The sequence below is a fragment of the Flavobacterium phragmitis genome (assembly GCF_900112575.1).
Lineage (GTDB): Bacteria > Bacteroidota > Bacteroidia > Flavobacteriales > Flavobacteriaceae > Flavobacterium > Flavobacterium phragmitis.
Genome location: NZ_FOMH01000006.1, coordinates 207,540 through 232,421, shown reverse-complemented (window position 1 = coordinate 232,421; position 24,882 = coordinate 207,540). Strand labels below are relative to the sequence as shown.

22 protein-coding genes are annotated in these 24,882 nt (G+C 33.1%); 10 read left to right on the top strand and 12 right to left on the bottom strand.

Features of this window, described 5'->3' with window-relative positions; all coding sequences use genetic code 11:
• The first annotated feature begins 31 nt into the window (after window positions 1-31).
• Window positions 32-760, top strand: coding sequence for a TrmH family RNA methyltransferase (locus BM289_RS12515; RefSeq protein ID WP_091493900.1), 729 nt, complete (start codon window positions 32-34; stop codon window positions 758-760).
• 9 nt (window positions 761-769) lie between these two features.
• Here BM289_RS12515 and porT read toward each other — a convergent pair whose 3' ends face one another.
• The 4 genes from porT to BM289_RS12495 form a co-directional block, all read right to left on the bottom strand.
• Complete coding sequence (porT, locus tag BM289_RS12510; RefSeq protein ID WP_091493897.1) at window positions 770-1,480, bottom strand: type IX secretion/gliding motility protein PorT/SprT; 711 nt, start codon at window positions 1,478-1,480, stop codon at window positions 770-772.
• Between the two features lies 1 nt (window position 1,481).
• Window positions 1,482-2,213, bottom strand: a complete 732-nt coding sequence (ubiE, locus tag BM289_RS12505; RefSeq protein WP_091493894.1) for a bifunctional demethylmenaquinone methyltransferase/2-methoxy-6-polyprenyl-1,4-benzoquinol methylase UbiE — start codon at window positions 2,211-2,213, stop codon at window positions 1,482-1,484.
• Window positions 2,214-2,791: 578 nt separating this feature from the next.
• Window positions 2,792-3,274, bottom strand: coding sequence for a dihydrofolate reductase (locus BM289_RS12500; RefSeq protein WP_091493892.1), 483 nt, complete (start codon window positions 3,272-3,274; stop codon window positions 2,792-2,794).
• Between the two features lie 12 nt (window positions 3,275-3,286).
• A complete protein-coding gene (locus tag BM289_RS12495) occupies window positions 3,287-3,631 on the bottom strand; it encodes a 2TM domain-containing protein (protein ID WP_091493889.1) in 345 nt (114 codons plus the stop codon).
• Between the two features lie 239 nt (window positions 3,632-3,870).
• On the opposite strand from BM289_RS12495, the gene BM289_RS12490 reads away from it, so the two are divergent.
• Entirely contained in the window at window positions 3,871-4,167 is a 297-nt protein-coding gene (locus tag BM289_RS12490; RefSeq protein WP_091493886.1) for an isoamylase early set domain-containing protein, read from the top strand.
• Window positions 4,168-4,207: 40 nt separating this feature from the next.
• On the opposite strand, the gene BM289_RS12485 is transcribed toward BM289_RS12490, so the two are convergent.
• The 4 genes from BM289_RS12485 to BM289_RS12470 all read right to left on the bottom strand — a co-directional run bounded on the left by BM289_RS12485 (window position 4,208) and on the right by BM289_RS12470 (window position 7,692).
• A complete protein-coding gene (locus BM289_RS12485) occupies window positions 4,208-5,059 on the bottom strand; it encodes a thymidylate synthase (protein ID WP_091493884.1) in 852 nt (283 codons plus the stop codon).
• Window positions 5,060-5,101: 42 nt separating this feature from the next.
• Window positions 5,102-5,725: a bifunctional nuclease family protein gene (locus BM289_RS12480; protein ID WP_091493881.1), complete on the bottom strand. Its 624-nt coding sequence runs from the start codon at window positions 5,723-5,725 to the stop codon at window positions 5,102-5,104.
• 164 nt (window positions 5,726-5,889) lie between these two features.
• Window positions 5,890-6,858 carry an electron transfer flavoprotein subunit alpha/FixB family protein gene (locus tag BM289_RS12475; RefSeq protein WP_091493878.1) on the bottom strand — a complete coding sequence of 323 codons (969 nt, stop codon included), beginning with the start codon at window positions 6,856-6,858 and terminating at the stop codon, window positions 5,890-5,892.
• Window positions 6,859-6,945: 87 nt separating this feature from the next.
• The gene (locus BM289_RS12470) at window positions 6,946-7,692 is read right to left on the bottom strand and encodes an electron transfer flavoprotein subunit beta/FixA family protein (RefSeq protein WP_091493876.1); all 747 of its coding nucleotides are present in this window, start codon (window positions 7,690-7,692) and stop codon (window positions 6,946-6,948) included.
• Window positions 7,693-8,193: 501 nt separating this feature from the next.
• Here BM289_RS12470 and BM289_RS12465 point away from each other — a divergent pair.
• The 5 genes from BM289_RS12465 (at window position 8,194) to BM289_RS12445 (ending at window position 16,189) form a co-directional block, all read left to right on the top strand.
• Window positions 8,194-9,171, top strand: a complete 978-nt coding sequence (locus tag BM289_RS12465; RefSeq protein ID WP_008466560.1) for a pyruvate dehydrogenase complex E1 component subunit beta — start codon at window positions 8,194-8,196, stop codon at window positions 9,169-9,171.
• Window positions 9,172-9,241: 70 nt separating this feature from the next.
• Window positions 9,242-11,743, top strand: coding sequence for a DUF5686 family protein (locus BM289_RS12460; RefSeq protein WP_091493873.1), 2,502 nt, complete (start codon window positions 9,242-9,244; stop codon window positions 11,741-11,743).
• 242 nt (window positions 11,744-11,985) lie between these two features.
• Window positions 11,986-12,852 (top strand): diaminopimelate epimerase, encoded by an 867-nt coding sequence (gene dapF / locus BM289_RS12455; RefSeq protein ID WP_091494230.1) that lies wholly within the window; start codon window positions 11,986-11,988, stop codon window positions 12,850-12,852.
• 146 nt (window positions 12,853-12,998) lie between these two features.
• A complete protein-coding gene (locus BM289_RS12450; RefSeq protein WP_091493871.1) occupies window positions 12,999-13,529 on the top strand; it encodes an inorganic diphosphatase in 531 nt (176 codons plus the stop codon).
• 113 nt (window positions 13,530-13,642) lie between these two features.
• Window positions 13,643-16,189: a sodium-translocating pyrophosphatase gene (locus tag BM289_RS12445; RefSeq protein ID WP_091493868.1), complete on the top strand. Its 2,547-nt coding sequence runs from the start codon at window positions 13,643-13,645 to the stop codon at window positions 16,187-16,189.
• Between the two features lie 99 nt (window positions 16,190-16,288).
• Here the strand turns inward: BM289_RS12445 and BM289_RS12440 are convergent, their stop codons facing one another.
• The 4 genes from BM289_RS12440 to BM289_RS12425 form a co-directional block, all read right to left on the bottom strand.
• Window positions 16,289-16,657, bottom strand: a complete 369-nt coding sequence (locus BM289_RS12440; protein WP_091493865.1) for a helix-turn-helix domain-containing protein — start codon at window positions 16,655-16,657, stop codon at window positions 16,289-16,291.
• 1 nt (window position 16,658) lies between these two features.
• Window positions 16,659-16,955 (bottom strand): type II toxin-antitoxin system HigB family toxin, encoded by a 297-nt coding sequence (locus BM289_RS12435; RefSeq protein ID WP_091493863.1) that lies wholly within the window; start codon window positions 16,953-16,955, stop codon window positions 16,659-16,661.
• Window positions 16,956-17,101: 146 nt separating this feature from the next.
• Window positions 17,102-17,716: a deoxynucleoside kinase gene (locus BM289_RS12430; RefSeq protein ID WP_091493860.1), complete on the bottom strand. Its 615-nt coding sequence runs from the start codon at window positions 17,714-17,716 to the stop codon at window positions 17,102-17,104.
• Complete coding sequence (locus BM289_RS12425; RefSeq protein ID WP_091493857.1) at window positions 17,716-18,531, bottom strand: hypothetical protein; 816 nt, start codon at window positions 18,529-18,531, stop codon at window positions 17,716-17,718. Before BM289_RS12425 ends, BM289_RS12430 begins: the two co-directional genes overlap by 1 nt.
• Window positions 18,532-18,746: 215 nt before the next feature.
• Here BM289_RS12425 and BM289_RS12420 point away from each other — a divergent pair, with 215 nt between their 5' ends.
• The 3 genes from BM289_RS12420 to BM289_RS12410 all read left to right on the top strand — a co-directional run bounded on the left by BM289_RS12420 (window position 18,747) and on the right by BM289_RS12410 (window position 24,879).
• Entirely contained in the window at window positions 18,747-19,634 is an 888-nt protein-coding gene (locus BM289_RS12420) for a GLPGLI family protein (protein WP_091493855.1), read from the top strand.
• Window positions 19,635-19,841: 207 nt separating this feature from the next.
• Window positions 19,842-22,538 carry a carboxypeptidase-like regulatory domain-containing protein gene (locus BM289_RS12415; RefSeq protein WP_091493852.1) on the top strand — a complete coding sequence of 899 codons (2,697 nt, stop codon included), beginning with the start codon at window positions 19,842-19,844 and terminating at the stop codon, window positions 22,536-22,538.
• A 91-nt stretch (window positions 22,539-22,629) separates the two neighbouring features.
• On the top strand, window positions 22,630-24,879 hold the full coding sequence (locus tag BM289_RS12410; protein WP_091493850.1) for a hypothetical protein: 2,250 nt from the start codon (window positions 22,630-22,632) through the stop codon (window positions 24,877-24,879).
• Window positions 24,880-24,882 lie beyond the last annotated feature (3 nt).

Genomic DNA, 24,882 nt, shown 5'->3' with positions numbered 1-24,882 from the left:
TTAAATATTTAATTCAAAAGTACATTATTTTATGGTTAGTAAAAACCAAATAAAACTTATCTCTAGTTTACATCAAAAAAAGCAGCGTTCTGCTAATCAATTATTTTTTGCTGAAGGAGTAAAAGTAATTCAAGAATTGTTGCAATCCAATTTCGAATTAGAACATTTATACACCACATTGAATGATTTTGAAACGGTTCAGGCTTCAAAACGAACTCTTATTAATGAACAAGAACTAAAAAAAATAAGCGCTTTAACGACTCCAAATTCTTGTTTGGCAGTTTTTAAAATGCCATCCGAAAAGGTTGTAACCGATTCGGGTTTAATCGTGGCTTTAGACGATATTAGAGATCCTGGCAATCTAGGGACTATTCTGCGTCTTTGCGATTGGTTTGGCATTAAACAAGTAATTTGTTCCAAAGAAACAGTCGACATTTACAACCCAAAAGTAGTTCAGGCCACAATGGGATCAATTACCAGAGTAAATGTAAATTATATTGATTTAAAAACTTTCCTTACTCAAACCAAACTGCCTGTTTTTGGAACGTTTATGGACGGCGCAAATATTTATCAATCAGAATTACCGCAGGAAGGCATCATTATTATGGGTAATGAAGCGAACGGTATTTCAGAAGAGATTGAAAAAATAGTAACTTCTCGTCTGTCAATTCCAAGATTTGGAGAGCTTCAAAAAACCGAAAGTTTAAATGTAGCTACCGCAACAGCAATTATTCTAAGTGAATTTAAACGAAATAGTTAAGATTTTGTTTTAATGAAATGTGAAATTTATTAAAATTGCTCTAGATTTCATGGAATCAATATTATCTGTATAGCCGCTAGGAGATGTATTGTCTCGAATCAATTCATCAGTTATGCCGAACATACCTCTGACAGAAGGAGAAAAGATAAAGTATTCGGTAAAAATATCAATTCCAAATCCTACTTCGTAAGCGGCTGTCCATTGTTTTACTCTAAATTTCTGCTGGTAATTATCATCCTGAGATTTGGCATTACTAGACAAATTTAAAGTTGTAGACATACCGCCAACTAAATACGGACGGACATTTCCTGTGCGTAAGGCAGAAAATTTTAATAACAAAGGAAAATGAATATACGTACTGTTTACTTCTCTTAAATAGTCATTTTCTAAATTTCCTACGCCAGAAAAATACAAATCACGTTTTGTGTAATATAATCCAGGCTCAAAACGAAGATTTAGGTATTCCTGTAATCTCAAATCGGCTACAACGCCTACGTTGAAACCAGTAGTTTTTTTTACCTGAATATCATTCTGAACAGGAGTTTTGTAATCAAATTTAAAGTCAAAACTATTAAAACCTAAATAATAGCCAAAGTAGACACGCTGCTTCTGCCAGTTTTCTAGGTTAATAATAGGGTCTTTGCTAAACATGCTTTTAGCAAATTGCGAATGCCCTTTTGTCGTTAAGATCAATAAAATTAAGATTACAGCTTTTTTCATACTATTTTTTAGATGCAGAATAAATCGTTGCGACACCAAAAGTTTGTGGCATAGCCACAACATCTATAAACCCAGTTTTTCTCAAAATATTGTTTAAGGCTTCTCCATATGGAAAAGCAGCGGCAGATTCAGATAAATATCCGTAAGCGTCATTATCTTTTGAAAATAATTTCCCGATAAGCGGCAATATGTTTTTACTGTAAAAATTATAACCCTGTTTATAAGGGAATTTATCTGGAACTGAAGTTTCTAAAATGACAAAAACACCATTTGGTTTTAGAACTCTTAAGATTTCTGAGAACCCTTTTTCCAAATTTTCAAAGTTTCTTACTCCAAAACCAACTGTAATTGCATCAAAGTAATTGTCTTCAAAAGGCATGTTTTCAGAATCGCCTAGAATCAATTCAATAATATTAGAAAGATTTTTTTCTTGAACTTTCTTTTTTCCAACTTCCAGCATTCCGGCAGAAATATCCAAACCAATAATTTTTTCGGCATTGGTCTGTGCCAATAAAATAGCTAAGTCACCTGTTCCTGTTGCAATATCTAAAATAACCTTTGGTTTTTTGTCTGATACTATTTTTAATACTTTTTTACGCCACTTAACATCGATGCCGAATGAAATGACACGATTTAAATTGTCGTAATTCCCAGAAATGGTGTCAAACATTTGGGTTACCTGCTCTTTTTTACCTAATGAAGAGTCTTTATACGGAGTTACTTTTTCAGACATTTTTTTAATTTGGACAAATATAAACAATCTAGTTTAACTGTAATTGAGTTTTTTGAATTGTAAAATAAATGTTTTAGTTGATTTATTTCAAAGTTAAAACTCATGGTGTTCTGCCATCCCTAAATTTAGGGATATTGATAAAATCCCTAAATCACGGTATTGTGTAATCTGTCTAATATGAACAACTTTGCTAAAGTAAAAATGATTAAAGTTTAATGATTGATTGTCACTATGACTTAAACAAATGGTTACTGTTTTTGCGCTTGTAATTTCATTTGTTCTTGAAAAAGTTTTGTAAGTATTATTCTTGGGGGGAAATACTAATAAATAGTGCAAAATACGTTCTTAGGATTAAATTTGTTTTTGGAAATTTTAATTTTCTGCCTTTAATATCTTAGTGGTATTTGTTGTTAAAGGCGATTTGAGATTTAGGTCTCAGATAACATAAAATGTTATTCAGTTATTTCAAATGTTTTTAACATTTGTGATTTTTTAAACAAAAACTATTTCTTGAGAGAGTCAGGTCAAAAATCAATTGTTTTTAAAAACATCCTCTATTTTTAGGGGATGTTTTTTATTTATTTTCTAATGTAAGTTTCGTAGGTGTAATCATAAAGGTGTTTTTCATCTTTATAATTCTCTTCAGATTCCACCAAAAGCCATTCACTTTTATTGATTTTTGGAAAAAAAGTATCAGCATCAAAACTGTGGTGAACTTTAGTTAATTCTATTATGTCTGTAAAAGGGAGAGCAAGATTATAAATTTCACCGCCACCAATAACATAACTGTCATCATTTTCTGGACATGCAGCAATCGCTTTTTCAATACTGTCAACAACAATGCATCCTTCCGGCTGATAGTTTTCCTGACGGGTAATTATAACATGCACTCGATTAGGTAATGGTTTTGGGAAGCTTTCGAATGTTTTTCTTCCCATAATAATATGATGGCCAGTAGTAAGTGATTTGAATCTTTTAAAATCATTAGGAAGATGCCATACTAATTCGTTGTTTTTTCCAAGAGCATTATTTTCGGCTACGGCCGCTATCATTATAATCATGGTATGCTTAATCTAAATTTTATTTTCATTCTCTTCATTAATTGAAGATTCGAGCTGACTGATTCTTTTTTGCTGTAAAGCAACTAATCGATCAATTTGTTCCCTTTCCCATTTTTTATTCATAAAACGGTCAGTGATATATACTTTTATAAAATGCAGAATAAAAAGAAAGAGCCAGATTGTAATGCCCCATATACACCAATTTTGAGTTGTACCTTCTCCAAAACCAAAAAATCTATTGGCTATAAATAAAAATAAACTTCCTAGAAGGAAAAGAACAAAATGAAAATAAAGGATTTTTTTTTGTCTTAATCGTCGTCTAGCGTATTCGTATTGTTCGTGCACTTCTTTTTCCATAAGATAAAAATGAGATTATAAAGTTAAAATTTATTTTTGAAAGTCAATATTTTGCGAAAAGAATATTTGGTTTGGAATAATCTAAGAATTTGAAAAGCAAAATTTTACGCCCTTTAAATTGCAGATATCACTAAAATAACATGTCGTTTTTGGTATTATGATAAATCGAATAGGCGAGTAGTGGGGGTTTGATTGATTTTATTTAATTTTAGATGTATAAATCTAAAAACTAAATAGTTATGTCTTTGAAAAAACAATTCATCAAAACGAAACCAGTTTGTAAAGTAACATTTTCTATAGATGCCAAAGACGCTGATTCGGCAGCGGTCGTTGGAGATTTTAACAACTGGAATCCTTCAGAAGGAACTTTGAGTAAGTTGAAAAACGGAACTTTTAAAGCGACTTATGATTTGGTTAAAGATGCGATCTACGAATTTAAGTATGTAATAGACGGGATTTATGTAAACGATCCAGAAGCCGATTCTTATAAATGGAACGATTATGCTGGAAGTGAGAATAGTGTCTTAATTGTATAAAAAAAATCCGCTCAATATTTTAAGCGGATTTTTTTGTTTTTTATACAGCGACACTTCCTTTTATTGCAGGATGCGGATCGTAGTCTACTAAAGTGAAATCGTCATAATCAAAATCAAAAATGTTTTTAATCGCTGGATTCAAAATCATTTTTGGTAATGGTTTTGGCTCACGAGTTAATTGTAATTCTAATTGTTCAAAATGATTATTGTAAATATGTGCATCACCAAAAGTGTGAATGAATTCACCAGGCTCTAAATCGCAGACTTGAGCAATCATCATTGTAAACAATGCATAAGAAGCAATATTAAAAGGTACTCCTAAAAAGATGTCAGCACTTCTTTGGTATAACTGGCAGGATAATTTTCCTTTCGTTTCTCCTTTTTCTAAATCGGGACTTGCCACATAAAACTGAAAAAAGGCATGACATGGAGGCAAGGCAGCTTTGTTATTGGCCACATTTTCTTCAAAAGACTTTTTGGTATCTGGCAGAACCGAAGGATTCCATGCAGAAACCAGCATTCTTCGGCTGTTTGGATTTGTTTTTAATTCCGTAATCAATTCGGAAATCTGGTCAATTTCTTCGCTATTCCAGTTACGCCATTGATGTCCGTAAACAGGACCTAAATCTCCATTCGAATCTGCCCATTCATCCCAGATTTTTACCCCGTTTTCTTTAAGATATTTAATATTGGTATCTCCTTTTAAGAACCAAAGCAATTCGTAAATAATTGATTTTAAATGAAGTTTTTTTGTTGTAACCATTGGGAAACCTTCACTTAAATCAAAACGCATCTGGTAGCCAAAAACACTTTTTGTTCCAGTTCCAGTACGGTCTCCTTTTTGATTGCCGTTTTCTAAAACGTGTTTTACTAAATCTAAGTATTGTTTCATATTTAGTTTATTGTTTAATCGGTTTGACGATTAAATGGAAAATTATCTTCTTGAGATTTCGTCTCTAATTTTTGCTGCTTTTTCGTAATCTTCCTGAGAAACTGCCTGGTCTAAAAGTTCATTCAGTTCTTGTAAAGTATGTTTTGAATAAACATCTCCAGATTGATTGCTTTCTTCTTCACGTCCAAAAGTTTCTGGGTTTGAAAGAACATCATCAATTTCCTGAGATCCTTGGTCAGCATCAGCAGTGTTTGATTTTAAATAAATTCCGGCTTTATCCAAGATGTTTTTATAAGTAAAAATTGGCGCATTGAAACGTAATGCTAAAGCGATAGCATCTGAAGTTCGAGCATCAATGATTTCTTCAATTTTGTCTCTTTCACAGATTAAGCTGGAGTAAAAAACGCCGTCTACTAATTTGTGAATGATAACTTGTTTTACCACGATATCAAATCTTTCTGCAAAGTTTTTGAATAAATCGTGTGTTAGAGGACGTGGTGGTTTTATTTCTTTTTCTAAGGCAATAGCTATCGATTGGGCTTCAAAAGCGCCAATAACAATAGGTAATTTTCTTTCACCATCAACTTCATTCAGAATTAGGGCATAAGCGCCATTTTGAGTTTGGCTGTATGAAATTCCTTTTATAGATAATTTTACTAGACTCATATATGTTTGTAAAAAAGGCACTTAGCGCCTCATTTTATTGCTTTTTTTGATTGGAAAATAAAGCTGCAATTTTAATCAAAAAATATGGAACAAAAAAGCTGCCTATAAACAAAGATACAATATCTTGTTTTTAGGCAGCAAATATTTTGAAGAGAATTCTTGAATTAAGAATGTTGTGCTTTAAAAGCTTTAAGTTTCTCTGTTAATTGAGGTACAATTTCGAAAGCATCTCCAACAATTCCGTAATCAGCCACTTTAAAGAAAGGCGCTTCTGGATCGTTATTGATAACTACTTTTACTTTAGATGAGTTAATACCTGCAATGTGTTGGATTGCTCCAGAAATACCTATAGCAATATATAAGTTAGTAGCAACTGGTTTTCCTGTTTGTCCAACGTGTTCGCTATGAGGTCTCCATCCTAGATCTGAAACTGGTTTAGAACAGGCTGTTGCTGCGCCTAAAACTTCAGCTAAATTTTCAACTAATCCCCAGTTTTCTGGTCCTTTTAATCCACGTCCGCCAGAAACTACGATGTCAGCATCAGCAATAGAAACTTTTCCGGTCACTTTTTCAACAGAATCTACTTTAATTCCAAAATCATTGTCTCCAAGTGTTGGATTAAAATCTTCTGCAGCTGCAGCTCCAGCGCTTTCAAAAATCCCGTAAGAGTTTTTAGCTAAACCAAGAACTTTTACATCTGTATCGATTTGTGTAATATTGAACGCTTTGTTTGAGAAAGCATTTCTTTTTACCTGGAATGGAGAAGTACTAACTGGCAATCCTACAACATTTGAAGCAAAACCAGCATTTAAAGCTACTGCTACTAATGAAGAAAGGTAAATACTGTCTGTTGTAGAAGAAAGTAATACTACTTTTGTTCCTTCTTTTTCAGCAGCTTGTTTGATTACATCAGCATAAGCTTTAGCTGTAAAACCAGCTAATTTATCATTGTTTACTTTTAATACTTTATCAACTCCGTATTTGCCTAATTCGCTAACGTCGCTAATGTTTACTGTTAAAGCAGTAACAGTTGTTCCTAATGATTCTGCTACTTTCTTGGCGTAAGAAGCCAATTCGAAAGCAACTTTTTTAAATTTTCCTTCTGCAGATTCTGCATATATTAATATTGACATGATTTTTTTTGTTTAGAGGTTATTAGTTTTAGGTTTCAAGTTTCAGGTAGTTGCTGAAAACTGAAAACTGCGACTGAAAACTGATTACTAGATTACTTTCGCTTCGTTGTGTAATAAATTGATTAACTCATCTAAATTATCTGCAGATACTAATTTCACTGCTGATTTTGGAGCTGGTTTTTCAAATTTCACTGCTTTTGTATTTACAGGAGCATCAACTGGCTCAAGAATAGTTAAAGCTTTAGTTCTTGCTGTCATGATTCCTCTCATGTTTGGAATACGAAGATCTTTTTCTTCAACAAGACCTTTTTGAGCACCAATAATTAAAGGCAGAGTAGTACTTACAGTTTCTTTTCCACCGTCAATTTCACGAACAGCTTTTACGTTGTTTCCGTCAACAGTTAAGCTTGTACAAGAGTTTAAGAAGTTAGAACCTAAAATGCCAGCAATCATTCCAGGAACCATTCCTCCGTTATAGTCTAAAGATTCTTTTCCAGCGATCACTAAATCGTAACCTCCGTTTTTAATTACTTCTGCTAATTGTTTTGCAACAAAAAAACCATCAGTTGGATTTGCATTTACACGAATTGCTTCGTTTGCACCAATTGCCAAAGCTTTACGTAATGTTGGTTCAGTATCAGGACCTCCAACGTTCACTACGGTTACATTTGCTCCTTGTTGCTCCTGAAACCAGATAGCACGTGTAAGTCCGAATTCGTCGTTAGGGTTAATTACATATTGTACTCCGGCTGTATCAAATTCTGAATCGCCGTTAGTAAAGTTAATTTTAGAAGTAGTATCAGGCACATGGCTGATGCAAACTAGTATTTTCATAAGTATATATTTTGAATTTATAATATGCTTTTACAAATTTAGAATTTAATTTGGAATAATTATACTATGCGTGCATAATATTTTTTAAAACTATTACGATTTCGCAGATTATGCGGTTTTGAGTGATTTTCATCGGAATCTAAAAATGAAAAAGCACTCATTTTGTCTGATTGTTAGGAATTTTGCAATGATTCGAGTATTCAGGTGGGTTTAGGTTTTGTATAAAAAATACTATTTTTTGATTTTTTACGTTTTGATGATTGAATTTCGGAGAAACAAGAATTAAACAAATCAATAAAAGTTTGTCTAAAAAATATTTTGGATGAAATAAGTGTTGATTATACGTTATTATATCGATTTCGTAAATATCACAATAAGCATAAAAAAGTTAAAACCGAAAGATGTGCGGCAGTTCATGCGATTTTAAATTCAATTTATGCTTTTAAGTTATTTAAAATATTTATTTTTGCTCTTCAGAAAATTCAACATACAATATAAAATATGAGAACAATACAATTTAGAGAGGCCATTTGTGAAGCGATGAGCGAAGAAATGCGTCGCGATGAATCCATATATTTAATGGGAGAAGAGGTTGCAGAATACAATGGAGCTTACAAAGCTTCAAAAGGAATGCTTGCTGAGTTTGGTGAAAAAAGAGTAATTGATACTCCAATTGCTGAGCTTGGTTTTTCAGGAATTGCAGTAGGTTCTGCAATGAACGGAAACCGCCCTATTGTAGAATATATGACATTCAACTTCTGTTTAGTTGGTATTGATCAAATTATAAATAACGCTGCTAAAATGCGTCAAATGACAGGAGGACAATTTAATGTGCCTATCGTTTTTCGCGGACCAACAGCTTCTGCTGGTCAATTAGGAGCAACTCACTCTCAAGCTTTAGAAAACTGGTTTGCAAATACTCCAGGTCTTAAAGTTGTTGTTCCTTCAACTCCTTACGATGCAAAAGGATTGTTAAAATCAGCTATACGTGACAATGATCCAGTTATTTTTATGGAATCTGAGCAGATGTACGGAGACAAAGGTGAAGTGCCAGACGGAGAATACACAATTCCACTTGGTGTTGCTGATGTGAAACGTGAAGGTACAGATGTAACAATCGTTTCTTTCGGGAAAATCATCAAAGAAGCTTTTATCGCTGCTGATGAATTAGCTAAAGAAGGAATCTCTTGTGAGATCATCGACTTAAGAACAGTTCGTCCAATGGATAAAGATGCAATCTTAAAATCGGTTAAAAAAACAAACCGTTTAGTAATTCTTGAAGAAGCTTGGCCAGTTGCCAGCCTTTCTTCTGAGATTTCTTATATCGTTCAAGAGCAGGCATTCGACTTCCTTGATGCGCCAATTCAACGTATTACAACTGCAGATACTCCCGCACCTTACTCTCCAGTATTATTAAAAGACTGGTTGCCAAATGCTGGTGATGTAGTAAAAGCAGTTAAAAAAGTATTATATAAATAATACAAATTTAAAATACTCACAAAACTTCATCATTCATAGTTAATTGATGAAGTTTTTTTTTGCCCAGACAATGAAAAGAATAATTTTACTCAGCCTATTTTTTGTATTCGCGTTTGCGGCTATTGTTACTGCACAAACGAAAGTGAGTGGAATTGTTTTGGACAAATCTAATCAGCCGATACCTTTTGCAAATGTTGTCTTTAAAGGTTCTAATACCGGAATCGTTTCTAATGAAGACGGTCGTTTTTATTTAGAATCCCCAAATACTTATACGGCATTATTAGTGACTTCAGCTGGATTTTCAGATAAAGAAGTGCCGCTGGAAAAAGCAGTTAATTATAATTTTAAAATTGTTTTAGGCGAAGCTGAAGCGTTAAATGAAGTTGTAATTTATACAGGAAAAACGTCTAAAAAGAATAATCCTGCATTGGATATTTTGAGGAAAATATGGGAAAGAAAGCGTAAAAACGGACTTTACCAATTCAATCAATATCAAATGCAGAAGTATGAAAAAGTGGAGTTTGACATGAATACCATTGATAGTGCTTTCATGAAAAATAAACTTTTTAAAGGAATGGAGTTTGTCTTCAATCATGTTGACACTTCAGATGTTACGGGGAAAACGTATTTGCCGATTTTTATAAACGAATCGGTTTATGATGTTTACGGAGATAATAAAATAAAGAAAGTAAAAGAAAATCTTACCGGAAATAAAATGTCTGGTTTCAATGGAAATCAGCAGATTTTAGCTTTCGTAAAAGACCTTTATTCTGATTATAATATTTACGATAATCATCTTAAATTTTTTGATAAAAGTTTTACTAGCCCGCTTTCAAGAACCGGAATTGATGTTTACAATTATGTCTTAAAAGACAGTGCTTATATCGACAAAAAATGGTGTTTTAATATTGTTTTTTATCCGAGGCGTAAAAATGAGCTGACTTTTAAAGGAGATTTCTGGGTAAACGATACCACTTTTGCCATCAAAAAAATTAATATGGGGGTTACTAAAAGCGCCAATATTAACTGGGTAAAAGACATTTATATCGAGCAGGAATTTGAAGTAGAAAATGATTCTATTTTCCTTTTGACCCGCGATTATATGATGTCTGATTTTGCTTTGAATAAAAAAGAAAAATCAAAAGGAGTTTACGGAAAACGAACGACTTTATATCGTAATCATAAATTCAACATTCAAAAACCAGAAAAATTCTATAAAGAAGAAGTCAATTTCATAGATAATGCGGTCTATGAACGACCGCCGGAATTTTGGGAAGAAAATCGTTTTGAAAAATTAAATAAAGACGAAGCGGGGATTTATAAAATGCTCGATACACTGCAGACCGTCAAGCGATTTAAACAGCTCTACAATCTCGTCTCCATTTTAGGAAGCGGTTACGTGGAATTTAAGAACTTCGATTACGGACCTATTTATTCGACTTTTGGTTATAATGAAGTCGAAGGTTTAAGATTGAGAGTTGGGGGAAGAACCTATTTTGGACCCAATGACCCTTGGCGTTTACAGGCATATACTGCTTACGGATTTGATGACCAAAAATTCAAATACGGAGTTTCTGGTAAATGGATGGTAGACAAGAAAAGCCGTGTGATTATTTCGGGAGGAAACAGGCGCGACATCGAACAGATTGGAGCCAGTTTAACCACGACAAATGATATTTTAGGCCGAAGTTTTGCGTCTTCTGCTTTGTTTACAACTGGAAGCAACGGAAAACTGACCAATATTAATTTGAGTAATCTCTCGGTTGAAATGGAAGCTAAAAAGAATTTTATTGTTTCGGCGGGATTCTCCTATCGAACATTAGAATCGGCTTCAAAAACGTTTAGTTTAGATTATTATACCACTTTGCCAACAACAGCAAATCCGATGGGAGTTGTTAAAAGTGATGTAAAACAATCAGAAGCTAACATTCAGTTTGAGTACATGCCAAACCGAAAAACAATTGGTTATGGTGTTGAAAGAGATTTAGTGGACAGTCCGTTTAGCCATTTCTTTGTGAATTTCAGTTATGGATTAAAAGGAGTTTTGGATAGTGATTTTGCCTACGAAAAAATTCAGGTCTTCTACAAACAGCCTATTATAATTGGACCTTTAGGAAGATCTAATATTATTATAGAAACAGGAAAAACATTTGGAACAATTCCGTTAGGATTAATGAGTGTAATTCCAGGGAACCAGACTTATTTTACAATCGAAAATACGTTTAGTAACCTTAATTTCTACGAATTCGTAACAGATCAATACACGACTTTACAATGGAATCATGATTTTGGCGGAAGATTGTTTGCTAGAGTTCCATTTATGAGAAAATTAAACTGGAGAGAATTTGTAGGAGTTAGAGCGGTACACGGAACAATTTCTGAGGCTAACCGTGCTATCAATGCCTCAGGATTACCTTATAATGCTCCAGAAAATATTTATTGGGAATATCATGCTGGTATTGGGAATATTTTCAAAGTCTTTAGAATTGATTTCTCTTGGAGAGGAAATTATCTAGACATGCCAGATGCTCACAAATTTGCTGTAAAAGGATCTTTCGGATTCTATTTCTAGTTAGATTAATAAAATAGGATTGTCCAATAAGTGTATTAATAACTTGAAAAGCACAATAATGGACGCTGATTAGACGGATTTACTTCGTAAAAACGCGGATTAAAACAGATTTTTTACTTATTTAAACAGATTAATAAAAATCCGTTTTAATCCGCGTCTTCGCTTTGGCGAATCTGTGTCATCTGTGTGCCATTTTCAAAATAAGTACAGGTAACGGATAGTTATAAAATATAATGAAACAAATGAACAAGAATTTCTTTGTAAAAACTCACGGATTAGGAAATGAATATATAGTGCTTGATGGCAAGAATATTACATTTGAACTAACTCAAAAAGCCATAACAAGAATCTGTAATGTAAATTTTGGAATAGGTTCTGATGGGATTCTTTTATTAGTTGATTCCAATCGCGCTGATATCGGTTTACAAATATTCAATCCGGACGGTTCCGAAGCAGAGAAAAGCGGAAACGGATTGCGTATATTCTGCAAATACGTTTTTGATTATGGAATAATAACTAAAAACGAATTTACTGTTGAAACTAAAGGTGGAATCGTAAAAGCTACGATTGAAGAGACAGTAAACAATAAAGCAAAAATTATCACTGTCGATATGGGACAGGCAATTTTTAAATCAGATTTGATCCCTACAAAATTTGAAACTCCAGAAGTAGATAACGTTACAATTGAAGCGAATGGTAAATCTTTTGATGTAAATTGTGTTTCTGTTGGAAATCCACATTGTGTAGTTCTGAAAGAGGATTTGAGTATTGATGAAATTAAGAAATTCGGTCCGTTTTTAGAAAACCACGAAATGTTTCCGAATAGAATCAACGTACAATTTGCAAAAGTCATTAACCGAAATGAAGTTGAAGTTTTGATTTGGGAAAGAGGAGCTGGATTCACCCTTGCATCAGGAAGCTCGTCTTGCGCAGTGGCAAGTGTAATGAAAAAGAAAGGTTTAGTTGATGAAAATATTACAATCAAAATGCAGGGAGGAACATTAAAAATCAAAGTTGATCCCGATTTTAATATTAGAATGACAGGAGAAGTTAGAGAAATTTGCTCTGGTATTTTGAGCGAAGAACTGATAGAAGACACTAATTTGTAAAATCTTTTATTAACTCACTGTTAGATAACTTAGAAAGTACATTAATTTATGAATAAACTTCATCGATTAATGTACTTTTTTCATTGTAAAAAGGGATTGATTAGTTATTTTTGCAACCGAAATTATAGAAACAATAAAAAACGAAAATGACCGCAGACAAATTAACGACTTTCGATGTGTTAATCGAAATACCAAGAGGAAGCAGAAATAAATACGAGTACGATTTTGAAATTAAAAGAATGCGTTTCGACAGAATGTTATTCTCTTCAATGATGTACCCAGCTGATTACGGATTTATTCCAGAAACTTTAGCTTTAGACGGAGATCCTCTTGACGTATTAGTTTTGGTAAACGAACCAACTTTTCCTGGATGTGTTATGGAAGTTAAGCCAATCGGAGTTTTTCACATGGCAGATGACAAAGGACCAGACGAGAAAATTATTTGTGTACCAGTTTCAGACCCAATTTGGAATTCATTAACTGATTTATCAGATATCAACCCTCACTTAGTAAAAGAAATCGAGCACTTCTTCCAAGTTTACAAAGATCTTGAAAACAAAAAAGTAGATGTTGAAGGATGGGGAGACGTAAAAGAAGCATTCGATATTATTGCTGAATGCACTAAGCGTTTTAACGATATTGAAAATAAACCAGAGGGATTATTTAGTATTAAATAATTTAAGTACTCATAATATATAAAAAAAGCAATACTGCCGTCAGGAGTATTGCTTTTTTGTTTAAATTCGTTTTAGTTAGATTGTTGACTATTAACCAAAACCATTACTATATTATGAATGCATTTATGATTTACCTGCCAATTGTTATGGCAGTTTTAGGATTACTTTTCATGGGAATAAAAAGAAGTTGGGTTTTAAAACAAGACGCCGGAGACGGTAAGATGAAAGAGATTTCAGATTACATCTACGAAGGAGCCTTAGCCTTTCTAAAAGCCGAATACAAATTATTAACCATATTTGTAATTGTTGCCAGTTTAGCTTTGGCGGGAATTACTTTTATCCCTGGAGTTAAAACACATTTATTAATTGTAATTGCATTTATTTTTGGTGCCCTGTTTTCAGCCTACGCTGGAAATATAGGAATGAAAATAGCAACTAAAACAAACGTTAGAACTACTCAGGCTGCACGTACCAGTTTACCTCAGGCTTTAAAAGTATCTTTTGGTGGAGGAACGGTAATGGGATTAGGCGTTGCAGGGCTGGCAGTTTTAGGATTGACAGCTTTTTTTATAATCTTTTTTAATTTATTTTCCGGCGGTGTCTGGAAAGATACTGATACGATGACAGTGGTTTTGGAAACTTTAGCAGGTTTTTCATTAGGAGCTGAATCAATCGCGTTGTTTGCCAGAGTTGGAGGAGGAATCTACACAAAAGCAGCCGATGTTGGTGCCGATTTAGTTGGTAAAGTGGAAGCAGGAATTCCAGAAGATGATCCGCGTAATCCAGCAACCATTGCTGATAATGTTGGAGATAATGTGGGTGACGTTGCAGGAATGGGAGCCGATTTATTTGGTTCTTACGTGGCAACAGTTTTAGCTGCGATGGTTCTTGGGAACTATGTGATTAAAGATATGGGCGGAAGCATTAATGATGCTTTTGGCGGCATTGGGCCAATTTTACTTCCAATGGCAATTGCCGGTTTCGGAATCTTATTTTCTATTATAGGAACAACATTAGTAAAAATTTCAGATGATAATGCCAGAGAAGCTCAAGTACAAAAAGCATTAAATATTGGAAACTGGGTTTCAATTATTTTAACTGCTGTGGCTTGTTTCTTCTTGGTAAAACACATGCTTCCAGAAACAATGCAGATGACATTTTTTGGAGAAGGCTCTAAAGCGATTTCATCAATGCGTGTTTTTTATGCAACTTTGGTCGGATTAGTTGTGGGTGGAGCTATTTCATCAGTTACAGAATATTATACAGGATTAGGGACAAAACCAGTATTGGCAATTGTTCAAAAATCATCTACGGGAGCAGGTACAAATGTTATTGCAGGTTTGGCGACAGGAATGATCTCGACTTTTCCGACGGTATTGTTATTTGCTGTAGCCATTTGGATTTCTTATGCTTTAGCAGGATTTTATGGAGTGGCGCTGGCAGCTTCAGCAATGATGGCTACTACCGCAATGCAATTGGCAATTGATGCATTTGGGCCAATTTCTGATAACGCAGGAGGAATTGCAGAAATGAGTGAATTACCAAAAGAAGTTCGTACTAGAACCGATATTTTAGATTCTGTTGGAAACACAACTGCAGCAACAGGAAAAGGTTTTGCTATTGCATCTGCGGCTTTAACTTCATTAGCCTTATTTGCTGCTTATGTAACGTTTACAGGAATTGACGGAATTAATATTTTTAAAGCTCCGGTTTTAGCGATGTTATTTGTCGGTGGAATGATTCCAGTGGTTTTCTCTGCTTTAGCCATGAATTCTGTTGGAAAAGCGGCTATGGATATGGTGTATGAGGTTCGTCGCCAATTCAAAGAAATTGCCGGAATTATGGAAGGAACAGGAAAACCGGAATACGGAAAATGTGTTGAGATTTCTACAAAAGCCGCTTTACGAGAAATGATACTTCCTGGAATTTTAACTATAGGATTTCCAATTTTGATTGTACTTATCGGGAAATTAGTGTACTCGGACAATAATCAATTGATTGCTGAAATGTTAGGAGGATACATGGCTGGAGTTACGGTTTCAGGTGTTCTTTGGGCAGTTTTCCAAAACAATGCAGGAGGTGCGTGGGATAACGCTAAAAAATCTTTCGAAGCGGGAGTTATGATTAATGGAGAAATGACATACAAAGGTTCAGATGCGCATAAAGCGGCGGTAACCGGAGATACTGTTGGAGATCCGTTTAAAGATACTTCAGGACCATCAATGAATATCTTGATTAAATTAACTTGTTTGATTGGATTGGTAATTGCTCCGATTTTAGGGGAAGGACATGGAGCGTCTGATATTGCAGGAAAAGCTTCTTGCTGTGCAAAAACAGAAATGCATGCAGATGGATTTTCTAAATGTGGCGATATGTCTGGAATGACAAAAGAAGAGTGTATTAAAATGTGCAAAGAAAAAGGCTGTACGCCAGAAGAAACGGCTAAATGTCTGGCACATTTTGACAAAACTGGAAAATACCAAAAAACAGATTGTTTTGATACTAGTAAATATGAGAAAAAATCGGTTAGTGTTGAGGTTAAAAACATAAACGGAAAAACAACGGGAACGGTTACTAAAACTGAAAACGGTAAAACAACAACTGAAGTTTTTGAAGGAACAGAAGAAGAAGTTTTGGCAAAAGTTGAAGCGGCGAAATAATTATATAGGATAAAAACCCGACAGGTTTCAAAAACCTGTCGGTTTAATACTGTCTACGATTCAATAAAAAAGCCTCTAAAAATTAATTTAGAGGCTTTTTTATTGATTTAAAGTATATTCTTTAATTAAGGTTGAAGCTGGAATATGGAGTTTTTCATTTAGAACTCTAATTTGCTTTATTGTTAAAGCTCTTTTTCGATTAAATAGTTCTGACACTCTCGAGCGACTATTTAAAATAACTCCTAAATCAGAATCAGTTAATCCGTTTTGTTCCATCATAAACTTAATAGCTTCAATTGGATCGGGTTCGGGAATAGGATAATGAATCTCTTCATATTTTTCTATTAATGTAACTAGAATATCGAGCTCATCTCCTTCAGGTGTATCAGGTTTTGCATCAAAAAGAGAATTAGCTCTTTCCAATGCTAGATTATAATCTTGCTCTGTTTTTATTGGTTTTATATTCATCTTACATGTTTTTTATGTCTATTAAATTATCGTATTCCTTATGTGTACCTATAAAAAGAATATATATAATTTGAGTTTCGTAATTAATCTTTACAATTAAGCGATAATGATTGCCATAAATATTAAAAACTACTTTATTCTTGCCTACAAAATCGGCTGTGCCAAAAAGTGATTTTACATCATTTGAATTAGCAAAATTACTTTTATCAAATACTTGATACCAAGCTAATAACTGTTGTCTTGAATTTGGGAATCTTTCCCAAAAATGCTGCAACGTTCTTTTGGCTATTATTCTCATAATTTAATTTTACAAATATAATCATTTTTCCCAAAACGGGAATTGTCTTTTGTTGGTTGTAAAAGTAAGAAAATATTTAAATAAAAAGCCTCTAAAAATTAATTTAGAGGCTTTCATATATTTTCGTGTAAATCTGTGAAATTAGTTTAAAACAATCCGTTTAATTCAGCATCAATCCTGTTAATGATGTCACCTAAATCTTCAGGATTATCAACAAAATTGATATTGTCAACATCAATAATTAACAGTCTTCCTTTAGTATAAGTCTGAATCCAGGCTTCATATCTTTCGTTCAAACGGCTTAAATAATCGATAGAAATAGAATTTTCATATTCGCGCCCACGTTTATGGATTTGACCAACTAGATTTGGAATAGAACTTCTTAAATAAATTAATAAATCGGGTGGTTTTACTAGAGATTCCATTAATTCAAATAAAGACGTATAATTTTCAAAATCACGGTTTGTCATCAATCCCATTGCATATAAATTGGGAGCAAAAATATAAGCATCCTCATAAATCGTTCGGTCCTGTATGATTTTTTTTCCGCTTTCGCGAATTTGCTGCACTTGACGGAAACGACTATTTAGGAAATATATCTGAAGATTAAACGACCAGCGTTCCATTTGATGGTAAAAATCATCCAGATACGGATTATCAACAACATCTTCGTAATGAGGTTCCCATTTAAAATGTTTGGCTAATAATTTGGTCAGAGTGGTTTTTCCTGCGCCTATGTTTCCTGCTATTGCTATGTGCATTACGGTGTTACGATTTTATAATTGGAAATATCTGTAGCTGTAAAAATAGATAAAATTTGGTCTTTGTAATAAAAATTATCAAAGGTTTTTTCTAAAATTTTAATCTCAGAAATTACATCAGAATTTGGTTTATTAAACCCTTTAAAGTACAAAATATTGTCTTTGCTAAAAATATATTGTGAAGAATTCATCATTTCAATTTTATCAAAATCAGATACTTTTTCATTTGAAGTGATTTTTCCGAAAATATCACAGGAAAACCAATTGTTGTTTTTGTCAATCCAATTGAAAGTATTGAAATCAGTTTGATAGTGTTTAATAGGTTCTGTCAGTGGAATAGAAACCGTTTTATATTCATTTTTTAAATAATCAAAAAGACCAATCTGCTGGTTTAGACTGTTGTAAATCCATAACTGATTTTGGGTCGACATTCCGATTGCGTCAACAACAATTGGAGTTGGGCTTTGGGAAAAATTAATCTCAGTCATTTTATTCAACTGGTTATCTAATAAAACAACACTATTGAAATCTTGATAAAACAACACTATTTTTAGAGGATTTTGTAAATCGACTTTTGTGATTTTCCCGAGAGAAACATTTTTGTATTCAAAAATTTCATTTCCTTTCGTTTTACTGAAAACATTGTTTTTAATCTGGTAGGAATAACCAAAGGAATCATAACCTAAAAAAACGTCAGCATTATTTTTATACTGTGATAATAATATTGGAGTAATACTTGAATCCTGTGCAAATAGTGCATTCGAAGTGCATAAAACAAATAAATAGAATAAAAAATTTTGCACTGTTTTCGGCATTAGAAATTGATTTACAAGAAGACCAAATTACAAAAAACTTGCGTTAGAAATTCATTTTTAGTCTTTAAACCTTTTGTAAATCTAATAGTCTAAAAAATAGACGGTTCTGTCTATAGACGAGACGCATTAATATATTTAATTTTTTGAATCTTAAAATAAATAATACATTTGAATGTAAGTTTTTTCTAACTTACCCACTTTTAAAGTAGATAAAAATGAGAAAGATATTTTTTTATATGACATTGATGCTTGCTGGTGCGCAGATACAAGCTCAAAAAGATTTTCAGGGAATGGCTGTTTATGAGTCAAAAACGCAAGCGCCAAAGTTTGAAGGAATGCGTGGCAACAGAGATATTACGCCAGAAATGCAGAAAAGCATGGAAGAGCGTATGAAAAAAATGCTTGAAAAAACATTCATTTTAAACTTCGACAAATCGGCATCTATTTATAAAGAAGAAGAAAAACTAGACGCTCCAGGACAGCAGCAAGGCGGTTTTCGTGTCATGTTTGGCTCACTTACAGGAGGCGGTGGTACTTTTTATAAAGATGTAAAAGCAAAATCCTATACTGTTGATAAGGAATTTATGGGCAAGGAATTTCTTGTGGTAGATTCTCTTCCAAAATTAGACTGGAAATTAGAGCAGGAAACCAAACAAATTGGAGGATATAACTGTTATAAAGCAACAGCCGTAAAAGCGGCTAGTAAAACCGATTTCAGAAACTTCAGACCTAAGAATAATGATGATAAAAAGGATGAGGCTAAAAAGACTTCTGGAGATACAAAAACCAATTTTACAGACAACTTTGAAATACCAAAAGAGATTGTAGTAACGGCTTGGTATACACCGGAAATTCCGGTTAATCAAGGACCTGAGAATTATTGGGGACTTCCGGGTTTAATTTTGGAAATAAATGATGGAACAACGACTATTTTATGTTCTAAAGTAGTTTTAAACCCTAAAGATAGAGCAGAAATAAAACCTTCTAAAAAAGGAAAAGTAATTTCTCAGAAAGAATACGACGAAACGGTAATTAAAAAAATGGAGGAATTTAGAGAAATGAACCGCGGTCGCGCAGGTGGACCTCCACCAATGGGAAGATAAATTAAAATTGAACACAATTTAATACATGCAAACATAATTTTTTGGGTCTACAAAAGAGAGTAGAAGAAACAAGTTGCTACACATAGCTAACTATGTGCATTTAAATTAAGTGAAACGCCTTTTTTTAATCTTCAAAAAAACTATGTTTCTATGTGTTTAAAAGAATTACTCCCAATGGGGTAAATTTCCAAATTCCAAATTCTAATAATGAATAAGATACTTTTTATTTTTGCCTTACTTTTTACTTCTATATGCTTTTCCCAAAGTGTCCGTTTTGACGGTTTGATTCAGGATGAACAGAAAAATCCTTTAGAAATGGCCAATATTATGGCGATTAATAATGGTACAAAAGCAATGGATTCTTATGGAATTACCAATGATAAAGGAAAATTTCAGCTGACCTTAAAACCAAATACTCCTTATACTATTAAAGTAAGTTATTTGGGAATGAAATCTAAAGACATCGCCTTGACCACTAAAACTGAAAATATTACTCAGAATGTAGTTTTGGATGGAGCAGGAATTGAATTGGAAGGTGTTGAAATTGTTCGTGAAATGCCTGTTTCCATAAAAGGAGACACTATTGTTTACAACGCAGATTCTTTTAAATCTGGTACAGAAAGAAAATTGGAAGATGTGCTAAAAAAGCTTCCGGGCGTTGAGGTAAATGCCGATGGAGAAATTGAAGTGGAAGGGAAAAAAGTCAGTAAATTAATGGTGGAAGGAAAGGACTTTTTTGACGGAGATACCAAATTGGGCGTTAAAAATATACCAGCCGATGCCATTGATAAAATTCAGGTTTTAAGAAATTTTAATGAAGTTAGTCAATTAAAAGGTTTAGAAAACGATCAAGATAATGTAGCGATGAATATTAAACTGAAAGAAGGTAAAAAGAACTTTTGGTTTGGAGATGTAACCGCAGGAATTGGAGTTGCAGAATTAGACAGTCGTTATATTATAAATCCAAAACTATTCTATTACAGTCCGAAATATAGCATCAATTTAATTACCAATTTTAATAACATTGGGGAGTTGCCTTTAACGGCACAAGATTATTTCAAATTTACGGGCGGATTTAAAAATCTGATGAAAAAGGGAGGTAGCAGTTTTAATGTTTCTTCTAATGATTTAGGCATTTCACTTTTGAGAAACACCAGAGCGAAAGAAATTGAAACCAAATTTGGTGCAACAAACTTTGCTTATTCCGTTAATAAAGCTTGGAATTTGAGCGGTTTTGGAATTCTTTCTACTTCAAAAACTCAATTAGAAACCAAATCCCAGACCACGATTTTAGATTCTGGAGATCAGCAGAAACGTGATGAAAATACGAGTCAGAAAAATAATTTGGGACTTTTTAAATTAAGTTCAACCTACAAACCCAGTGATAAATTTCAGTTTGATTACGATATTCTTTCCAAATTGACCAAACAGGAAGAATATTCAGATTTGTTTAGAGAACAGATTGTTCAGAATGTTGCTACGCCGGAAACTATTTATACAACAAAAAAACAAGATCCAACTTCTTTTAATCAGAATTTGAATTTGTATTATACACCAAGTGCCAAAAATATTTTCGCTTTTGAGATGCAGCATTTGTATCAGGATGAAAATCCGTTTTATAATGCCAATTTGCATACAATGCCTTTTAATGATGAAGATTTGACAGGATATAACGTTGATCAATCCAGAAATGATTACAATCAGAATCGTTTTGTAAAAACGAATAAACTGGATGCTAAACTGGATTATTATTATATGGTTACGCCAAAAAGTAATTTCAATGTAACTTTAGGAAATACGTATTCTTATCAGAATTTCAATTCGCATATTTTTCAAATGTTAGATAATGGAGACCGAAATGATTTGAATGATCCAGCGAATAATAACGACGTAGATTATAGATTTAATGATGCTTTTATAGGATTTCATTATAAAATCTTAACCGGAAAATTTACTTTGACACCTGGAGTAAGTCTGCATACATACCAAATGACAAACGGACAGGAAGGGACAGATTATTCTCAAAGTTTTACCAAAGTTTTACCAGATTTCTTTGCTTTGTACCAAATCAAAAAATCTGAGACACTAACCTATAATTTTTCTTTGACGAATGATTTTACGGATATTAATCAATTGGCTGCAGGTTATGTTTTGTCAGATTATAGTAGTTTATTTCGTGGAGATCGTACTTTAGAAAATGCGACTTCGCAGGTTCATTCGCTTCGTTATTTCAAGTATAATATGTTCAATTTCGAAAACATTTTTGCGAACGCAACTTATACCAGAAAAGTGGATGCAATAAAAACACGAGCTGATTTTGATGGAATCAACCAATCGTCGGTTCCCTACAATTCTAATTTGGCTGATGAAACTTTTTCAGGGATGGGAGCTTACGGACGTTCCTTTTTGAAAAATTACAAAGCCTCAGTAAATGCAAGTTTAAACTGGTCGAAATTCAATAATATTCAGAATGAAGAGGCGAGAACAACTGAAAGTTTTGTGCAGAGTTATACTGTAAGAGCTTCTACAAATTATAAAAACCTTCCAAATATCGAATTTGGATACAATCTTTTGATTAATAAATACAGTGGTTCTACTTTTTATACTGATAAACCTTTTGCAAAACTGGATTACTATTTCTTAGACAGTTTTTCTTTTGTTTCGGAGTATGAATTCTACCATTATTATAACGGAGATAAATCGGTCGATAACGAATATGATTTCTTAAGTGCGAGTTTAATTTACCAGAAGAAAAACAGTAAATGGGAATACAAAGTTTCAGCTACCAACTTGTTAAACACAAGATATTTGAACGATGATAACTTTACACAGTTCTCTACAAGAGTTTCGCAATATACGGTACAGCCTCGCTACATAATCTTCTCAATGAAATACAATTTATAGGTGATTTGGCTGTATTTTGGAGTTAAGACATTTTAATTTTAGTAAGAATGGAATATCTTTACGTCAATATTAACAGCCAAATTTTTATATTATGCGCAATTTTATTTGGAGTATATTGCTATTTACTTCGGCAATTTTTACGTGTTTTTCTCAAACAAAAGACATCGAAAAAGGAACTTATCTGTCTACAAACAAAGGTCAGAAAATCAAACTCAATTTATTAGACGATAATAAATACGAACTTGTATTTTATTCCGGAGATTATATTGTAAAAGGAGATTCGTTATTATTTGCTAAAAATACTGAAGCACAAACCAGTTTTGATCTTTCTTTTAAAGTAGATAAAAAGGCTAAAAATATAAAAGTCAAATTTTTAGATCCTTCTTATTATTCCTTTTACATAGGAACTCAAAAAGGGAAAGAGGAAGTTAAATATCAAAGACTTTCGGATATTAAGAGTAAAGTAGATCCAGATTGGGCAAAAACCGATTTGGAATTCGAGATCGAGAAAGCAGACTTTTTGTATTTGGTTTATGAAGAATATGGAGGAAAAAGCAGTATCAATAAATATGCTTTACCAAAAGATGTTTCTGAAGTGACGATCAACTATGAATTGGCTGTTTTGGGAGATTTGCAGATAGCAGGATTCTTTGACAGAAGTACAAATGAATTGAAAATCTCTGAAAAATCAGGACTAAATCCATTGGTTTTTATTAATGAAAAAGACCCGCAGCCGGCAAAGAAAACGGCAAAGGTCCTTCCTCTTGAAAGTCTTTCTGTTGCCAATTGGACTTATCCTGGAAAAGAAAATACTTTACTTAGTGATGATTTCGGAACAGGACTTGTGGCAACAGACAGTGTAGCTACAGCAGCAGATTATGCTGTTCCACCGCCAGCTTATACTAGATATGATTTTAAACTAAAAATAGAAAATAGCTTAAAGAAAGCAATTGATGCAACAAAAGGCTCAAGTAATAAATTTTTGGTTGTGTATGCTGATAGTAACACTAAATCGGCAAAAGAGAGTTTTGATGCTATCGTAAAAGAGCAGGAAACACAGACAGGATATAATATGTATGATAAATATGTAGCTCTTTACGATGTTTATAATTTTTATTTGGCTGGAGCCGATGATAAAAAATGGCTTAAAACCAATAAAATTGCGAACGATCCAAGTGTGCTTGTTTTAAACAGAGAAGGAAATATAATAGCATCCGCAAAATCTGATTTAACAGCACAGCAATATCAGTTTGGATATTATAGCGAATTTTATCGACAGCTTTTGAGAGCAGATGCTTTGATCTCCATAAATAATGCTGTAAAAAATAAAAAAGCGACAGATGCAGATTTAATAAAAGCTTTTAACAAAGCAGCATTATTAGAAACTTCATACGATTATGATACAGCAATAACTGTTGACCCTAATTCAACGGAATTTGTAATTACAAAAACTACTTTAGATAAAAAGGAAGTAAATGAGGCTTGGAAAAAAATCATTGAATCACACCAAAAAGACAAAGCAGTTAACATGTATTTGGCTGAGACTATTGTAAAAGAAATCAAAAATCAAGGATTTACAAAACAGTTATTCAATGAAGACAAAATTCTAAGCGATACTGATTTCCTTGCGATTGATTATTTATTAAAACATTCTGAAGATATTGAGAGTAATCGTGAAGCATTTAACAGCAAAGAAGGAGAGCTTCATACTCTTGGAAATGTGGTTTCTGAAATCTCTAATGCCTTGCAGCAAAATGTTTATGCTTCTCAAGATGGAGTTACAGGAGAAATTAATAAAGAAAAGGTCAATTCGATTTATAAAAAGATAATCGAATCTGGTAAAGGTAATTTTGAAGCCTACAAAAATTACTTTGATTATCTGTCGATGGTAGAAGATAAAGATACTTCAAACACAACCTATTTAAGAGAATTCAATACCTATTTTGATACAAATCTGGCAGGAGGAAGTCCAATAGAAAAATTAGATGCAATTTATTCGACATTAGATTCATCGTCAAATTATTCTTATGACGGATGGAATGCTTTTAAAGATTATCATTCTAATTTGTGTAATAATGCTGCATGGACAGTAGTTACAAAAGCTCAGAATTCCAGCTTCCTAAAAGATGCCATTAAATGGTCGGAATACAGTTTAGTAGTAACTAAAAACAATCCATATTATTTAGATACTTTGGCGCAGTTGTATTATAAAGATGGTCAAAAAGAAAAGGCCATTGCAACGCAGACTTTAGCTGTAAAATATTTAGATGCAAATATGGATGGAGTTACAGCAACTGATATAAAAGAAACGCTAGCAGAAATGCAAAACGGAACATATTAATAA

Coding starts and splice junctions, on each gene's coding strand:
- BM289_RS12515 (WP_091493900.1), top strand. CDS start 32: ATGGTTAGTAAAAACCAAATAAAACTTATCTCTAGTTTACATCAAAAA.
- porT (WP_091493897.1), bottom strand. CDS start 1,480: ATGAAAAAAGCTGTAATCTTAATTTTATTGATCTTAACGACAAAAGGG.
- ubiE (WP_091493894.1), bottom strand. CDS start 2,213: ATGTCTGAAAAAGTAACTCCGTATAAAGACTCTTCATTAGGTAAAAAA.
- BM289_RS12500 (WP_091493892.1), bottom strand. CDS start 3,274: ATGATTATAATGATAGCGGCCGTAGCCGAAAATAATGCTCTTGGAAAA.
- BM289_RS12495 (WP_091493889.1), bottom strand. CDS start 3,631: ATGGAAAAAGAAGTGCACGAACAATACGAATACGCTAGACGACGATTA.
- BM289_RS12490 (WP_091493886.1), top strand. CDS start 3,871: ATGTCTTTGAAAAAACAATTCATCAAAACGAAACCAGTTTGTAAAGTA.
- BM289_RS12485 (WP_091493884.1), bottom strand. CDS start 5,059: ATGAAACAATACTTAGATTTAGTAAAACACGTTTTAGAAAACGGCAAT.
- BM289_RS12480 (WP_091493881.1), bottom strand. CDS start 5,725: ATGAGTCTAGTAAAATTATCTATAAAAGGAATTTCATACAGCCAAACT.
- BM289_RS12475 (WP_091493878.1), bottom strand. CDS start 6,858: ATGTCAATATTAATATATGCAGAATCTGCAGAAGGAAAATTTAAAAAA.
- BM289_RS12470 (WP_091493876.1), bottom strand. CDS start 7,692: ATGAAAATACTAGTTTGCATCAGCCATGTGCCTGATACTACTTCTAAA.
- BM289_RS12465 (WP_008466560.1), top strand. CDS start 8,194: ATGAGAACAATACAATTTAGAGAGGCCATTTGTGAAGCGATGAGCGAA.
- BM289_RS12460 (WP_091493873.1), top strand. CDS start 9,242: ATGAAAAGAATAATTTTACTCAGCCTATTTTTTGTATTCGCGTTTGCG.
- dapF (WP_091494230.1), top strand. CDS start 11,986: ATGAACAAGAATTTCTTTGTAAAAACTCACGGATTAGGAAATGAATAT.
- BM289_RS12450 (WP_091493871.1), top strand. CDS start 12,999: ATGACCGCAGACAAATTAACGACTTTCGATGTGTTAATCGAAATACCA.
- BM289_RS12445 (WP_091493868.1), top strand. CDS start 13,643: ATGAATGCATTTATGATTTACCTGCCAATTGTTATGGCAGTTTTAGGA.
- BM289_RS12440 (WP_091493865.1), bottom strand. CDS start 16,657: ATGAATATAAAACCAATAAAAACAGAGCAAGATTATAATCTAGCATTG.
- BM289_RS12435 (WP_091493863.1), bottom strand. CDS start 16,955: ATGAGAATAATAGCCAAAAGAACGTTGCAGCATTTTTGGGAAAGATTC.
- BM289_RS12430 (WP_091493860.1), bottom strand. CDS start 17,716: ATGCACATAGCAATAGCAGGAAACATAGGCGCAGGAAAAACCACTCTG.
- BM289_RS12425 (WP_091493857.1), bottom strand. CDS start 18,531: ATGCCGAAAACAGTGCAAAATTTTTTATTCTATTTATTTGTTTTATGC.
- BM289_RS12420 (WP_091493855.1), top strand. CDS start 18,747: ATGAGAAAGATATTTTTTTATATGACATTGATGCTTGCTGGTGCGCAG.
- BM289_RS12415 (WP_091493852.1), top strand. CDS start 19,842: ATGAATAAGATACTTTTTATTTTTGCCTTACTTTTTACTTCTATATGC.
- BM289_RS12410 (WP_091493850.1), top strand. CDS start 22,630: ATGCGCAATTTTATTTGGAGTATATTGCTATTTACTTCGGCAATTTTT.